Here is a 12,411-nt window from a genome sequence, read left to right as displayed (position 1 = left end):
CCGCTTTGCAATTATACCAACAGTTCAGGATCTATTCGAGTACCGTCGCGCCGGTCGAACAGGGAAATGCCGAAAAAGCCGACAAAAAATCCGCCAATATGGGCTTCCCACGCGATTGTCGCCGAGCTGTCGACACCTACAGACAGGAGCCCGGTGACAATGTTCGTGACAAACCACACCCCTAGAAAAACCAGGACAGTACGCATCCGCAACGCCACTCCAACGGGCAGGATTTCGCCGACGAATGCCGCAGAATTGCGGAGCGGCGAGCGGCGGAAGCCGAAGCGGGCAGCAGCACCCATCATGCCGGAAACTGCGCCGGATGCGCCAACCAGCGGCGCCAAACTGTCTGGATAAACCGCAAAATGCGTCATTACCGCCGCGATTGACGTCACAATCCAGAACAGGGTCATACGGAGCGGACCAATCCGTGCCGCCAGCGGCGAGCCGAACGCTGCAAGCCAAATCATGTTGAGCGCGAGATGAGCGATGCTGCCGTGCATCAGCGAATAGGTGACCGTCGTCAGCAAGGCCGCCGGCGAGTAAAACCCGCCATATTGCGAGAACCGGGCGGGAATGAAGGCGAAGTTCCAGAGGAAACTGCCGCTCTGCTGCTCGCTGAGGATGTAGCTCTCCAGAACGAAGACAACACCGCATATGGACATGATAGCGAGTATGACGCCCGGAATGTTGAAGATCGGCTCGCGGCCGGATGAATTGTTCTGGACGTCCGCTCGGTCGCTCATTCGCCTTGTCGTAACCTCACCGTTTCTGATGGCGGAACGCTAGCCGGTTCAAAGGGCTCCGCCAAGGTGTGAACGGCATTCAAAACGAAAGAAGGCCGCTCAGGGATCCGGGCGGCCTCAAATTCAGGGACTTCGATCATGCAATCTCAATGCAATCCTTGTCTCACAACGCAGGCGTCAGCTCAATCGAAACCACTTGTTAACCTTAATCGGGCGCGGCAGTGGACCCCGCCGGATGATTTGTGGTGTCGGCGTTTCGTCAGTGCCACTGTCCGCATGGCTTAAGAATCGTTGGCGTCCGGAAGCAGATGAATCCTATACAGCACGATGGAACTGGCGGCATCTTCGCTTATTGGGACAGGCTGCGGGGGACGCGTGCTGCGCCGGAACGCATGGAAATCGCACCCGCTGCCATCGGTTCACGCCTCGCCGATACCTTCATCCTGCAGGCAACCGGAACCAGTGAACCGCAATTTCGCCTTGCTGGCACTCGTCTGTGCTCGATCCATGGCAAGGAACTGAAAGGCCAGCACTTTACATCGCTGTGGCAAACGAAGGACCGGAGCAATATCTCCCGCCTGGTCAAAAACTGCATGGTGAGCAAAACGGTCATTCGACTCACTTGCGAAGGCAAAAGCACGCGCGGGCGCAAGGCTTTGTTTGAATTGATTCTTCTGCCCCTCGCGAATGAAGCCAATGAACTGCATCTGATGGGGATGATCGCCACTCTTGGCAGACCGTTCTGGCTGGAGTCAGATGCGATCGTCGAAAACCGCATCCAATCCCTGTCCTTCATCAATCCGCACAATCCCTCGCGCGCCGCGCTTGGCGAGCCAGCACCAGCATATGACGCATCGCACGGCAGCGATGACGTGGCCCCACCCTCCGCCCGGAGGATCATCAGCCGCAAGGTCCGGCATCTGCGCGTGCTCGATGGCGGTAAAATTTCAGATTAGGTTAGCAATTTATGATCGACTGCAGGTTGCCGTTACCTTGGCATTAAGACTTGTGACCTAGTCTGGCCATATCCGTCGATTCCCCATCTGGACAGCTTCCATGCAAATACACCGTGACGTTTCGAGCCCGAACCCTGCCGCCACGGGCAAGTACTACAGCGTGAAAGTGCAGCTCTATGGCCGCTTCATGCTGGAGGATCGGACTGAGCACGTCTGCCAGATCGAAGAAATGTCGCCAGGTGATGTTGTCATCACTTCAGAGGTAATGGCAAATAATGGCGAGCGGGTCATCGCCTATATCGATCACATCGGCAGAGTCGAAGGCACAGTGGAGCGTCCCGTAAGGGGCGGATTCCTCCTGTCGTTGGTTGCTTCGGACCGCAAGAAGAACAAGATTGCGGCGCAGCTAACCTGGCTCGCCAACAAGCATGAGCTGGACATGCCGGAAGACCGGCGCCACCAGCGTATTGCGCCTCGCAATCCGATCACCAGTCTGTCGATGGCCGACGGGCGCCTCTATCCCTGCCGGATCATCGATCTGTCGATTTCGGGCGCCGCCATTGAGATCCGCATGCGCCCTGCCCTGAACAGTCAGGTTGTTCTCGGTTCCATGCGCGGGCGGGTCGTCCGGCATTTCGAGGAAGGGATCGCAATCGAATTTGCGACGGTGCAAAGTCGCGAAGCGATCGACATCGCGTTCGAGCACTAACCGGTTTACCCAACCACGGAAGTCGGCGATGACAGCCGGCCATTCCCCTGCCAACCCGGCTCTGAGCGAGGCGATCGTCACCGCGACGGATGGTTTCGCGCGACAAGTTTAGCCCTGTTGCAGCAGTCTTGGTGTTGTTTTCGACCGTTTCCACGCAGCTGTTTCATATCTCGGCATTTTTTTGACCCCGATGCCCATCAGATCTCGACGCGATAGCCGCAATGTTGCGGCAGGCTTTAAGGCATCATAAATCACATAATATTGCGGGAAACGAATGGTTAATTTTGTTATTCTTCAATAACATCGACAATAACTTCATTTAAATAAAATAGTAATTGTTATTAATACATAGTTATATTCTAATTAGTTTATTTTTTGCTACTGATTTGATTCATATTTACTCATCGGGATTTCCGCTCGATCAAACTATCTCTGTCATTGTCGCCTCAACCGGGGAGACGACGGGATGATAAAAAAGACAATACTGCTTGGGGCAGCGCTATTTTTCATGTGCATGACGGCACAGGCAGACCCTAGCGCGTCGAGCGCGACGTTCATGAAGACAGGCGGACGGACCTCGCAGCCGATCGGACATTACGAATTTTGCCAGGCTCACAAGAGCGAATGCAGTATAAAGACCGGCGAAGGCAAACCAGTTGCATTGACGCCAAGGGTCTGGAGCCTGCTGGTTCAGATCAACAGCGGTATCAACAGAGACATTCAGCCTGCAACCGATTTGGATATCTGGGGCAAGGCAGAAGTCTGGTCGTACCCCACGACGGTTGGGGATTGCGAGGACTACGTCCTGCTCAAGCGGAGAATGCTCAATGAAAGCGGAATTCCGCTCAATGACCTGCTGATCACTGTTGTCCGGCAGATGAATGGTGAAGGACATGCGGTCCTCACCGTCCGCACGGATCGCGGTGATTATGTGCTCGACAATCTGGAGCCGCTGATCAAACCCTGGAATGAAACAAACTACGATTACCTCAAGCGCCAGGCGATGAACAATACGGGTGCATGGGTATCGATCAACGATGACCGTCAGGTTCTGGTTGGCAGTATCGCGCAGTAGGCGCCATCAGGCGGAACACGCAAGAACCCGCCGAATACGGCCGGTTCTTGTGTTTCACTCGATCTCCAGACCGCGCATGAATCGCTTGCCGTTTTCCACATAATGCTTGGCGGACAGCCGTAGTTGTTCGATAGCGGCGTCATCCAATGTCCGTATGATCCTGGCAGGTGAGCCGACGATCAGTGAATTGTCGGGAAACTCCTTGCGCTCAGGCACCAGCGCGCCCGCACCCACAAGCGAATTTTTGCCGATCCTCGCGCCGTTAAGCACAATGGCTCCCATGCCGATAAGAGAGTTGTCACCAACGGTGCAGCCATGGAGAATGGCCCGGTGGCCGATGGTACAGCCTTCGCCAATATCGAGCGGATAGCCTATATCCGTGTGCATGACTGTGTGTTCCTGCACGTTGGTGTTACGGCCAACGCGCACCAATTCGTTGTCCCCGCGCAGGACTGCGCCGAACCAGATACCCGCATTCACCCCAAGGAAAACTTTGCCGATCAAAGTCGCATCCGGAGCAATCCAGTTCGACTCCCGGTGCTCAAACTGCGGCGCGTGTCCATCGAGCATAAATATTGGCATTGCGTCTCCCCAGATTCTGATCTGACAACCTTAGCGAACTGCCGGGTGGTTGGCGAGATCGGTCAATCGACGATCTCTTCAGTTTCCATTAACCATAAATCAGCACTCTCCGCGTTAGATCGAATCCTCATCAGGCGTCCCGGAATGGTCATGCAGTCTTCGACACAAACGATAGAGCCGATTACCGGCAGCTTGACCTTACAGCGCGGGCTCTATTGCGTCGCGGCGCTTGCACTCGTTTCGCTGCTGCTCGCTATCACCGGGCGTTTTCTCGGCCATACCATCTCGCTCGGCGGGCACACGGAGGAGAAATCACTCCAGGAGATCGTGATCGGCAACAGCGTGCTGGAACTGCCGGCCAATATGATACGCTTTGGCAAACAGCGGCGAAACGGCGTTGCGCAGCGCGTGGATATCTATTTGCACTGGCCGGACATGGAGGGTTATCAGCCGGAGTTCATACAGGATTTCAATGGTTCAGGGTCGGAAAAACGATTGCTGTTTGCCACCTTTGAACCACGGGCGATTTCCAGGGATATGTCCGGCCGCTATGGAGCGATTTACAGCGCTTTGACCGCCGGGCCTGGGGTCAAGGGCCCGTCGGGCCTAAGCGTTCAAACGTTCCAACCCGAAAGCGGATTTATCAACGAAGAGCTCATCGTCTCTCCCGAAACCGCGGGAAACGGAGCATTCGTCGCGCGCTGCCTCGATGCGAAGACATCAAAGGACAATTTCGCTTCATGCCAGCGGGATATTTTTGTCGGTGAGGATCTTCAGCTAACCTATCGTTTTCCAAGGGAAATGCTCAAGGATTGGCAGCAGATCGAAGAGCAAATGCGGTCATTTGCCAAAACCCATATCAAGGGGTTGAAGTGACGCGGAGGCGTCACTTCATGCGACCAGCAATCAGAGATCCATCTCGAGGATGGCCATTGAGAAGTTGTAGGAGAGCTCTCCTTCGTCCTCGTCCTTGTAGATCAGACCAAGGAATTCATCGCCGAGATAAAGCTCGGCCGAATCGTCCTTGCGAGGACGGGCCTTCACAGTGAGTTCCGTGTTTCTGAATGTGCGCTTGAAGTAGCTATCGAGTTTTTTCAGTTCTTCGGGTTTCACTTAAAGTCTCCTGTCAATGCATTCAGCAGGCTTTTGGCATGTGAGAGTCCGCCCTGTAAAGGGCAGACTGCAATTGTGTACCTGCGTGGAGACTTCGCAGTCTTAGTCGAAGTTGGTGACGAGCTGGTCCATGGCACGGGAAGGCTCGGCGCAACCGGCTTCGCCGACGACCCGGGCTGGAACGCCCGCGACCGTGATATTATGTGGAACCGGCTTAAGCACAACCGACCCCGCAGCAACCTTCGAGCAATGGCCAATTTCAATGTTGCCAAGAATTTTGGCACCGGCACCGATCAGCACGCCGTGCCGGATCTTCGGATGGCGATCGCCGGATTCCTTGCCGGTGCCGCCAAGGGTGACGCCCTGCAGGATCGACACATTGTCTTCGATGACGGCAGTCATGCCGACCACAATGCCGGTAGCGTGGTCAAAGAACACACCCTGGCCCATTGGCACTTGCGGATGAATGTCGGTCTGGAAGACCGAGGACGAGCGGCTCTGCAGGTAGAGAGCAAAATCTCTCCGGCCCTCGCTCCATAGCCAATGGGCAAGGCGATGGGTCTGGATTGCCTGGAAGCCCTTGAAATAAAGGATCGGCTCTATGAACCGGGTACAGGCCGGGTCCCGGTCATAAACAGCCTGGATATCGACACGCAAAATCTGCGACCAGGCCGGGTTTGCTTCCAGCATCGCCGTAAAGGTCTGCCGCAGCAGCTCCGATTCCATGTCAGGGTGATCGAGGCGCTGGGAAATGCGGTGGATGACAGCTTCCTCTAGCGACTGATGGTTGAGGATCGTCGAGTAAAGGAACGTCGCCAGGAGCGGTTCGTTGCGAATAGTCTCTTCGGCTTCCGAGCGGATGGAAAGCCAGATTGGATCCATCTGCTTGACCATTCCGGTCATCTTTATCGGATTGCTAGCGGACATTTCCTACTCCAGGCGTTTGGCCAAAATTTACGTGCTCTGCATCTTAACATACGGCAAAAATGATTTCTTGACACTCCAATTTCCAGAGGCCCCGGCCAAGAAATTTTGATGCAACATTCGATTTGCCTGATTGTCATGGTCGCATTGCTGTGCCGCCATACCTCATGCTGTACCATCCTGCAAGAAACGAACAGGCGGTTAATCATGTTCCATCGCAAGTGTCAGATCGCGATTGGCGGTTATTTGCTCACAGCGGATGGCGCCTGAGGAAATCCAGAACAGCGTGTTTGAAGACCTTGTCGCCAACGGCGAGCATGTGGTCACGGTTGGGGATGTCGATTGCTTCGCCATGCGGCATCAAGCCCGCAAGCCGATGGGGATCTCCGCCGATGTCGTCCTTCGTCCCCACCGCCACCAGCGCCGGCTGGACTATGCGCGCCATATTTGCCGCGCTGATCTCTTCCTTTGACGTGATCACACAAGCGGCCAGCGCAACCTTGTCGCTCTTGGTCTTGTCGGCAAACATGCGGAACATCTTGCCGCGCGGGTGGCTTATCGCGTCCGGATCATCCGCCATGAGCGCTTCGGCAATGGGCGACCAGTCGCCGGCTCCTTCAACCATGCCGATGCCGAGGCCACCGAAAACCAGGTCGTGAACACGGTCGGGATGTTGCAGCGCCAGGAATGCACTAATGCGGGCGCCCATGGAATAGCCCATGACATGGGCGGTCCGGATGCCAAGGTGGTCGAGCAGAGCAGCGGCATCACCCGCCATCAGGGTCGGGGTGTAGACCGACTTGTCGTGCGGCTTGTCCGATTGACCATGACCGCGATTGTCGATCGCAATGGTCCGGTACCCGGCCGCAGTCAGCGTCGGTATCCAGCCGGGCTGCACCCAATTGTAGAATGCCGATGAGGCAAAGCCATGGATGAGCAGGATGGGTTCACCCTCGCCTTCATCCAGATAAGCGAGTTTCAGTCCGTCATTATCGAAGAATTGCATGGTTAGGGTCCGTCAGTGACCAATCGCTTCAATAGCGGGATGCCGCACCTTGTCACCGATTGTCAAGCCGAGGCGCCGCGCCGTGCCCGCCTTTACCTCGACAACGAACCGGACGGGTTCACCTGAAGAGATGACGTCACGGGAAAATGGCACCGCATTTTCGCGGATGGCGGAAATTCGGCCATTGTCATCCAGAAACAACATATCGAGTGCGGAGGGTGTGTTCTCCATCCACATCGTAACCGGACGGGTCGCATCGAAAACGAATAGCATGGCGCTATTGTCCTTCAGATCGGTGCGAAACATGAGGCCGCGCTCGCGTTCCTCGTTGGTCTCGGCAATCTCCACGCGAAAAGGCACATCGCCTTTGGCGGTGTTGACGGTCAACGGCGCGGCATCAATGGGAAGGTGCATTGGCGCCTGATCGAGCGCCAGCGCCGGAACAGCAGCGATTAGAATAATTGCAAGACCGGCCAGAAATGACGTCAGGCGGCGCATCGAAAGTATCAGTGGGACGACGGCAGCTGCGTGCCGATATCGGGATGAATTTCGGAGGCCATCAGACCTTTTTCACCGTGACCGAAACGGATCAGCACGACCTGCCCCGGCCGCAATTCCGTCAGTCCAAAATGGCGAAGCGTCTCCATATGGATAAAGATATCCTCTGTCCCCTCACCGCGCGTCAGGAAGCCGAAGCCTTTGGTGCGGTTGAACCACTTGACGAGGACCCGTTCAAGCCCGCTCGATGGCGTAACCGTGACGTGCGTCCGCACGGGCGGCATTTCCGTCGGATGGACCGCCGTGGAGTTGTCCATGGACTTGACATGGAAACATTGCATGCCGCGCTCGCCCTGCTTCACTTCGCAGATTACCCGCGCGCCTTCGAGTGCGGTCTGAAAGCCGTCGCGCCGCAAGCATGTAACATGGAGTAGGATATCAGGAAGATCAGTATTGTCGGGAATGATGAAGCCATAACCCTTGGCCACATCGAACCATTTGATCGCCCCGGAGACCTCGATGAGGTCCAGTCCGTCGCTCAAACTTTCGTCATCGGGGGAATGCTGGGCTGATACTGGTCTGTCTGACATGAAGCGAGCCCCTCCTCTCCTGCAAGAAACACTGATTCTCTTGCCGAAGAATAACACCTGACCAAGGCCATAGAGCAAGTATCATCTGGTAGTTTTGTTGAAAACTACACGTAAAACTGGTGTTTATCCGCAACGGCGTTTGCTGGCTTAAACCACAAGTTTGTGAAGCTAAATATTAAGTGCTACGAAATGCGGGGCGGTTCGTAACCCATCGACAGGGTCCAATGCCACCCCTCTCAATCCCGTGAAAAGAAACCAAGGGCAAAAGATGCGCTATCTTCACACAATGGTCCGTATCCGCGACATCGATGAATCGCTGGATTTCTATTGCAACAAGTTCGGTCTGGAAGAAGTCCGCCGCACGGAAAACGAAAAAGGCCGGTTCACACTCATCTTCCTCGCAGCCTCGGAAGACAAGGGCCGATCGGCCGCAGAACGGGCTCCGGAGCTTGAATTGACCTATAATTGGGACCCGGAGGAATATACCGGCGGGCGCAATTTTGGTCACCTCGCTTATGTCGTCGACAACATCTACGCGACCTGCCAGAAGCTGCAGGATAAGGGCGTTGTGATCAACCGCCCGCCCCGCGACGGCAACATGGCCTTCGTCCGCTCACCCGACGGCATTTCGATCGAGATTCTGCAGAAGGGATCGCCGCTGCCGCCGCAGGAGCCATGGCTCTCGATGCCGAATACCGGCGTCTGGTAAAAGTTCAGTTCGCTGACTGCAACTCCTGCGCGTACTCGTGCACCGCTTTGCGGCGCTCGGGTGTGCCAGGATGCGTAGCGAGCCTCCTGGGCTCGTGAGTAAGAAAGGGCCAACAACCCGCCGCCCTGCACGAGGATATCCTCCATGCCCTTGCCGATGTCGCCGCCAATCAGCATGATCAGGCCGCAGCACCGACCGAGCGATAAAAAACTGCCTGAGACTATGCTCCAGTTCAACATGGCCAATCTCATGCGCCAGTACCCCAAGCAGCAACTCTGTATCGATACGCGTTCTTGATGGTGGATAAAGCTGCTTCCAAGCGCTTCCCTCTCCTGATATCAGAAATGACAAAATGAGGAGGATGCCATGAAGGATGTGCTCATCGAGCTTGAACGCCGCAGAACCATTGCCCGCGAAGGCGGCGGCAAGGTGCGGATCGAAGCGCAGCACAAGCGCGGCAAGCTGACGGCGCGCGAACGTATCGACATCTTTCTCGACGAGGGTTCATTCGAGGAATTCGACACGTTCGTTGAACACCGCTCGACCGATTTCGGCATGGAAGAGACGAAATTTGCCGGTGACGGCGTTGTGACCGGCTGGGGCACGATCAACGGCCGCACGGTCTTCGTCTTCGCCAAGGATTTTACGGTTTTCGGTGGATCGCTGTCTGAAGCCCATGCGGAAAAGGTGCAGAAGATTCAGGATATGGCGCTGCGCAACCGTGCACCCGTCGTCGGCCTCTACGATGCAGGCGGCGCCCGCATTCAGGAAGGGGTTGCCGCGCTTGGCGGTTATGCCGAGATCTTCCAGCGCAATGTCCTGGCTTCCGGCGTTATTCCGCAGATCTCGGTGATCATGGGCCCCTGTGCCGGGGGTGACGTCTATTCCCCCGCGATGACCGATTTCATCTTCATGGTCCGTGATACGTCCTACATGTTCGTCACAGGCCCGGACGTGGTCAAAACCGTAACCAATGAAACGGTGACTGCCGAGCAGCTGGGCGGCGCCTCGATCCATACTACCAGGTCATCGATTGCGGACGGCGCCTATGACAATGATGTCGCCGCACTCTTGCAGATGCGCCGCCTGATCGATTTCCTGCCCGCATCCAATACTGCCGGCATCCCTGAAATCGAATGCTATCAGTCGACAGACGAGCTCGATTATTCGCTTGACCGTCTGGTGCCTGACAACGCCAACAAGCCCTATGACATCAAGGAACTGATCAGAAAGACCGTCGACGAAGGCGATTTCTTCGAAATTCAGGAGAGTTTCGCCAAAAATATCGTCGTGGGCTTCGGGCGCGTCGAAGGCCGGACCGTTGGGATCGTTGGTAATCAACCCATGGTGCTTGCAGGTGTTCTCGATAGTGATGCCTCACGCAAGGCGGCGCGGTTTGTCCGATTCTGCGATTGTTTCAATATACCTATCGTCACCTTTGTCGATGTGCCAGGGTTCCTTCCCGGCACCGCGCAAGAATATGGCGGGCTGATCAAGCACGGTGCCAAGCTGCTCTTCGCGTATGCGGAGGCAACCGTACCGAAGATCACCGTAATTACCCGCAAAGCCTATGGCGGCGCCTATGACGTGATGGCATCAAAACATCTGCGCGGCGACCTCAATTACGCCTGGCCTTCGGCACAGATCGCGGTGATGGGTGCCAAAGGCGCGGTCGAAATCATCTATCGCAAGGATATAGGCGACGCGGAGAAGATTGCGGAATACACCAGGCGCTATGAGGATCGTTTCCTGTCGCCGTTTGTCGCCGCTGAGCGCGGTTACGTCGACGAGGTCATAATGCCCCACTCAACGCGCAAACGGGTCTCGAGAGCCCTGCGCATGTTGCGCAATAAGGATCTCGAAAACCCGTGGAAGAAACACGACAATATACCGCTCTAGAAGAGCAACTCGATTGAAAAGAAGAACTGATTGGTTCAGCGGCGGAAGCTAAATCCGCCATTGGAATCCCGCAAAATCTGGGAAATCGTGCGCTTGTCGCACGGCTCGGTCAGTTTTGCCGCTCCCTTGATAAGAGCTGCCTTTGCCTTGGCCACTTGTGCGATTTTCAATACATTTGTTTCATTTGATGACGATGTATCTTTATTTATTGTTATCATTCTTTGATACCTCCACTCTAAACCACTCTTCAGAAGAGTAATCCTTGACCTGCATACGTTTATATTCCGTGTGCACTGCACTCTTGTATGAAAACTAAACCGATTTAACAAATCACTATTTGTATCGAATTTTGTCCCATATTTGAATAAAACCAATGAATTGCGAATAGGTTCCTTACCAATGAATAATAATGGCTATTCGGTTCCGAAAATCGCCTCGATGCGTAATAATCTTGCTTCAACACAGTAAAAATCCGCACAAAAATTCGGCGGGTCCAACCTATGTTCAGGATATTTCCTGGATTTGAGGAGGAGAGCGATGACGCAACCATTCGAAATCGTGCATGCTTCAAAACAATTTCAGGAATGGCTGATGGCGCTCAAGGCACGAGCCATGCTCGAAACGCACAATCAAAGCTATGCTTATATGCGCGGCGTCCTGCATGGATTACGACAATATATGGAGACCGAGCAGGTTCTTGCGTTTGCCGACGCGCTGCCGCCATTGCCACGAGGATTGTTCATTGAAGGTTGGCGGCCGGACACTGCACAATCGCTCGCGTCCGAACAGGCGCTGGCGGATGAAGTCTATCGAAGCTTAACGGCACATCACAATCCGCCAAAGAGAATCGTACGTGATGTGCTTGTGGTGCTTGCCGAGAAACTGGATACCCACCGCGCGAAGGCCATCTACGCGCAATTGCCAAAAGTATTGCAGCCACTTTGGCCTCAGCGATGAAAGACGGGCTGCGCCTTGCTAGCTCGTTGTGATTCCCACTTTTCTCTGGATCTCCTCGTGGGTTTCCTTGACGAAAAAAGTGAGACCGGCAGTTGTCGTCACAATATGCGTGCCAGTGCCATAAGGGTTGAATGAGACAACGTGACTGAAATTGAGAGTGATGTGATCGCCATTCACATCGGTCAGCTTGATCCACATTGGCTCTACCTCCCTGTTTGACTCCGAATGTCAGGGAAGCAGGATTCTCTCAATCAAGCAATCACTTGCCGGCCGTTACCAGAGATTCCTTCCGTCGATGGTCTCGACGGGCACCGACGCAATACCGAAATCGTCGAACAGCCGCACATTGACGCTGATGCGCGGATTGTCGAAATCCGGCTTGTAGTCGGTCCAGGTCGGAACCTCGGAAAACGTACCGCAGCCACAGACATTGCAGTGGTGATGTTTGTTCATGCCATTGCGCGAGTAGATGGCATCAGCTTCTGGCGTAACCGCCAGGTTCACCTGAGCAGGCGTATAATATGCCCACAACGCGCCACGCTTGGTGCAAAACGTGCATGTGCAGACAGTTACGCTCGCAGGCGCTTCGCTCACTTCAAACTTGATCGCCCCGCAATGGCAGCTCGCCAGAATTGTCATTGTTTCCT

The 12,411-nt window shown here is 55.0% G+C and carries 17 protein-coding genes and 1 pseudogene; 7 read left to right on the top strand and 11 right to left on the bottom strand.

Annotation, left to right across the window (positions count from 1 at the left end; genetic code table 11):
- Window positions 1-11: 11 nt before the first annotated feature.
- Window positions 12-746, bottom strand: coding sequence for a rhomboid family intramembrane serine protease (locus CU103_RS16265; RefSeq protein ID WP_106665090.1), 735 nt, complete (start codon window positions 744-746; stop codon window positions 12-14).
- 308 nt (window positions 747-1,054) lie between these two features.
- On the opposite strand from CU103_RS16265, the gene CU103_RS16260 reads away from it, so the two are divergent.
- From CU103_RS16260 to CU103_RS16250, 3 genes are all read left to right on the top strand, one after another.
- The gene (locus CU103_RS16260; RefSeq protein WP_106665089.1) at window positions 1,055-1,702 is read left to right on the top strand and encodes a PAS domain-containing protein; all 648 of its coding nucleotides are present in this window, start codon (window positions 1,055-1,057) and stop codon (window positions 1,700-1,702) included.
- Between the two features lie 100 nt (window positions 1,703-1,802).
- Window positions 1,803-2,411 (top strand): PilZ domain-containing protein, encoded by a 609-nt coding sequence (locus tag CU103_RS16255; RefSeq protein WP_106665088.1) that lies wholly within the window; start codon window positions 1,803-1,805, stop codon window positions 2,409-2,411.
- A 466-nt stretch (window positions 2,412-2,877) separates the two neighbouring features.
- Window positions 2,878-3,486 (top strand): transglutaminase-like cysteine peptidase, encoded by a 609-nt coding sequence (locus tag CU103_RS16250; RefSeq protein ID WP_106665087.1) that lies wholly within the window; start codon window positions 2,878-2,880, stop codon window positions 3,484-3,486.
- A 54-nt stretch (window positions 3,487-3,540) separates the two neighbouring features.
- Here CU103_RS16250 and CU103_RS16245 read toward each other — a convergent pair whose 3' ends face one another.
- Entirely contained in the window at window positions 3,541-4,068 is a 528-nt protein-coding gene (locus CU103_RS16245) for a gamma carbonic anhydrase family protein (RefSeq protein WP_106665086.1), read from the bottom strand.
- A 150-nt stretch (window positions 4,069-4,218) separates the two neighbouring features.
- On the opposite strand from CU103_RS16245, the gene CU103_RS16240 reads away from it, so the two are divergent.
- Window positions 4,219-4,944 carry a hypothetical protein gene (locus tag CU103_RS16240; protein WP_106665085.1) on the top strand — a complete coding sequence of 242 codons (726 nt, stop codon included), beginning with the start codon at window positions 4,219-4,221 and terminating at the stop codon, window positions 4,942-4,944.
- 30 nt (window positions 4,945-4,974) lie between these two features.
- Here CU103_RS16240 and CU103_RS16235 read toward each other — a convergent pair whose 3' ends face one another.
- The 5 genes from CU103_RS16235 to CU103_RS16215 all read right to left on the bottom strand — a co-directional run bounded on the left by CU103_RS16235 (window position 4,975) and on the right by CU103_RS16215 (window position 8,199).
- Window positions 4,975-5,181: a DUF3126 family protein gene (locus CU103_RS16235; protein ID WP_099999261.1), complete on the bottom strand. Its 207-nt coding sequence runs from the start codon at window positions 5,179-5,181 to the stop codon at window positions 4,975-4,977.
- Between the two features lie 102 nt (window positions 5,182-5,283).
- The gene (gene cysE, locus CU103_RS16230) at window positions 5,284-6,108 is read right to left on the bottom strand and encodes a serine O-acetyltransferase (protein WP_106665084.1); all 825 of its coding nucleotides are present in this window, start codon (window positions 6,106-6,108) and stop codon (window positions 5,284-5,286) included.
- Between the two features lie 247 nt (window positions 6,109-6,355).
- A complete protein-coding gene (locus tag CU103_RS16225; RefSeq protein ID WP_106665083.1) occupies window positions 6,356-7,111 on the bottom strand; it encodes an alpha/beta fold hydrolase in 756 nt (251 codons plus the stop codon).
- 12 nt (window positions 7,112-7,123) lie between these two features.
- Window positions 7,124-7,609: a DUF192 domain-containing protein gene (locus CU103_RS16220; protein WP_106665082.1), complete on the bottom strand. Its 486-nt coding sequence runs from the start codon at window positions 7,607-7,609 to the stop codon at window positions 7,124-7,126.
- 8 nt (window positions 7,610-7,617) lie between these two features.
- Window positions 7,618-8,199: a cold-shock protein gene (locus CU103_RS16215; protein WP_106665081.1), complete on the bottom strand. Its 582-nt coding sequence runs from the start codon at window positions 8,197-8,199 to the stop codon at window positions 7,618-7,620.
- A 268-nt stretch (window positions 8,200-8,467) separates the two neighbouring features.
- Between CU103_RS16215 and CU103_RS16210 the strand changes: the two genes are divergently transcribed.
- Window positions 8,468-8,908, top strand: coding sequence for a VOC family protein (locus tag CU103_RS16210; protein ID WP_106665080.1), 441 nt, complete (start codon window positions 8,468-8,470; stop codon window positions 8,906-8,908).
- 4 nt (window positions 8,909-8,912) lie between these two features.
- Here the strand turns inward: CU103_RS16210 and CU103_RS32065 are convergent.
- Window positions 8,913-9,190 (bottom strand): annotated as a pseudogene (locus tag CU103_RS32065) (M48 family metalloprotease); the annotation flags it as partial.
- A gap of 84 nt (window positions 9,191-9,274) precedes the next feature.
- Between CU103_RS32065 and CU103_RS16200 the strand changes: the two are divergent.
- A complete protein-coding gene (locus CU103_RS16200) occupies window positions 9,275-10,807 on the top strand; it encodes an acyl-CoA carboxylase subunit beta (protein WP_106665079.1) in 1,533 nt (510 codons plus the stop codon).
- Window positions 10,808-10,842: 35 nt separating this feature from the next.
- Here CU103_RS16200 and CU103_RS32505 read toward each other — a convergent pair whose 3' ends face one another.
- Window positions 10,843-10,977, bottom strand: a complete 135-nt coding sequence (locus CU103_RS32505) for a hypothetical protein (RefSeq protein ID WP_280954602.1) — start codon at window positions 10,975-10,977, stop codon at window positions 10,843-10,845.
- A gap of 367 nt (window positions 10,978-11,344) precedes the next feature.
- On the opposite strand from CU103_RS32505, the gene CU103_RS16190 reads away from it, so the two are divergent.
- Window positions 11,345-11,764 carry a DUF2267 domain-containing protein gene (locus CU103_RS16190; RefSeq protein WP_106665077.1) on the top strand — a complete coding sequence of 140 codons (420 nt, stop codon included), beginning with the start codon at window positions 11,345-11,347 and terminating at the stop codon, window positions 11,762-11,764.
- 18 nt (window positions 11,765-11,782) lie between these two features.
- On the opposite strand, the gene CU103_RS16185 is transcribed toward CU103_RS16190, so the two are convergent.
- Together CU103_RS16185 and CU103_RS16180 are read right to left on the bottom strand one after the other, a co-directional pair.
- A complete protein-coding gene (locus CU103_RS16185) occupies window positions 11,783-11,962 on the bottom strand; it encodes a flagellar FlbD family protein (RefSeq protein ID WP_106665076.1) in 180 nt (59 codons plus the stop codon).
- A 75-nt stretch (window positions 11,963-12,037) separates the two neighbouring features.
- Window positions 12,038-12,403, bottom strand: a complete 366-nt coding sequence (locus CU103_RS16180; protein WP_106665251.1) for a GFA family protein — start codon at window positions 12,401-12,403, stop codon at window positions 12,038-12,040.
- Between the last annotated feature and the right edge of the window lie 8 nt (window positions 12,404-12,411).

It is taken from the genome of Phyllobacterium sophorae, from assembly GCF_003010965.1.
Lineage (GTDB): Bacteria > Pseudomonadota > Alphaproteobacteria > Rhizobiales > Rhizobiaceae > Phyllobacterium > Phyllobacterium sophorae.
Note: the sequence above shows the minus strand (reverse complement) of the source record. Positions and strands in the feature narration are given on the sequence as shown.

Excerpts from the sequence above, each read along its gene's own strand:
- CU103_RS16210 (WP_106665080.1), top strand. The coding sequence starts at position 8,468 with ATGCGCTATCTTCACACAATGGTCCGTATCCGCGACATCGATGAATCG.
- CU103_RS16260 (WP_106665089.1), top strand. The coding sequence starts at position 1,055 with ATGAATCCTATACAGCACGATGGAACTGGCGGCATCTTCGCTTATTGG.
- CU103_RS16185 (WP_106665076.1), bottom strand. The coding sequence starts at position 11,962 with ATGTGGATCAAGCTGACCGATGTGAATGGCGATCACATCACTCTCAAT.
- CU103_RS16240 (WP_106665085.1), top strand. The coding sequence starts at position 4,219 with ATGCAGTCTTCGACACAAACGATAGAGCCGATTACCGGCAGCTTGACC.
- CU103_RS16245 (WP_106665086.1), bottom strand. The coding sequence starts at position 4,068 with ATGCCAATATTTATGCTCGATGGACACGCGCCGCAGTTTGAGCACCGG.
- CU103_RS16225 (WP_106665083.1), bottom strand. The coding sequence starts at position 7,111 with ATGCAATTCTTCGATAATGACGGACTGAAACTCGCTTATCTGGATGAA.
- CU103_RS16265 (WP_106665090.1), bottom strand. The coding sequence starts at position 746 with ATGAGCGACCGAGCGGACGTCCAGAACAATTCATCCGGCCGCGAGCCG.
- CU103_RS16250 (WP_106665087.1), top strand. The coding sequence starts at position 2,878 with ATGATAAAAAAGACAATACTGCTTGGGGCAGCGCTATTTTTCATGTGC.
- cysE (WP_106665084.1), bottom strand. The coding sequence starts at position 6,108 with ATGTCCGCTAGCAATCCGATAAAGATGACCGGAATGGTCAAGCAGATG.
- CU103_RS16190 (WP_106665077.1), top strand. The coding sequence starts at position 11,345 with ATGACGCAACCATTCGAAATCGTGCATGCTTCAAAACAATTTCAGGAA.
- CU103_RS16180 (WP_106665251.1), bottom strand. The coding sequence starts at position 12,403 with ATGACAATTCTGGCGAGCTGCCATTGCGGGGCGATCAAGTTTGAAGTG.
- CU103_RS16220 (WP_106665082.1), bottom strand. The coding sequence starts at position 7,609 with ATGCGCCGCCTGACGTCATTTCTGGCCGGTCTTGCAATTATTCTAATC.
- CU103_RS16200 (WP_106665079.1), top strand. The coding sequence starts at position 9,275 with ATGAAGGATGTGCTCATCGAGCTTGAACGCCGCAGAACCATTGCCCGC.
- CU103_RS16215 (WP_106665081.1), bottom strand. The coding sequence starts at position 8,199 with ATGTCAGACAGACCAGTATCAGCCCAGCATTCCCCCGATGACGAAAGT.
- CU103_RS16255 (WP_106665088.1), top strand. The coding sequence starts at position 1,803 with ATGCAAATACACCGTGACGTTTCGAGCCCGAACCCTGCCGCCACGGGC.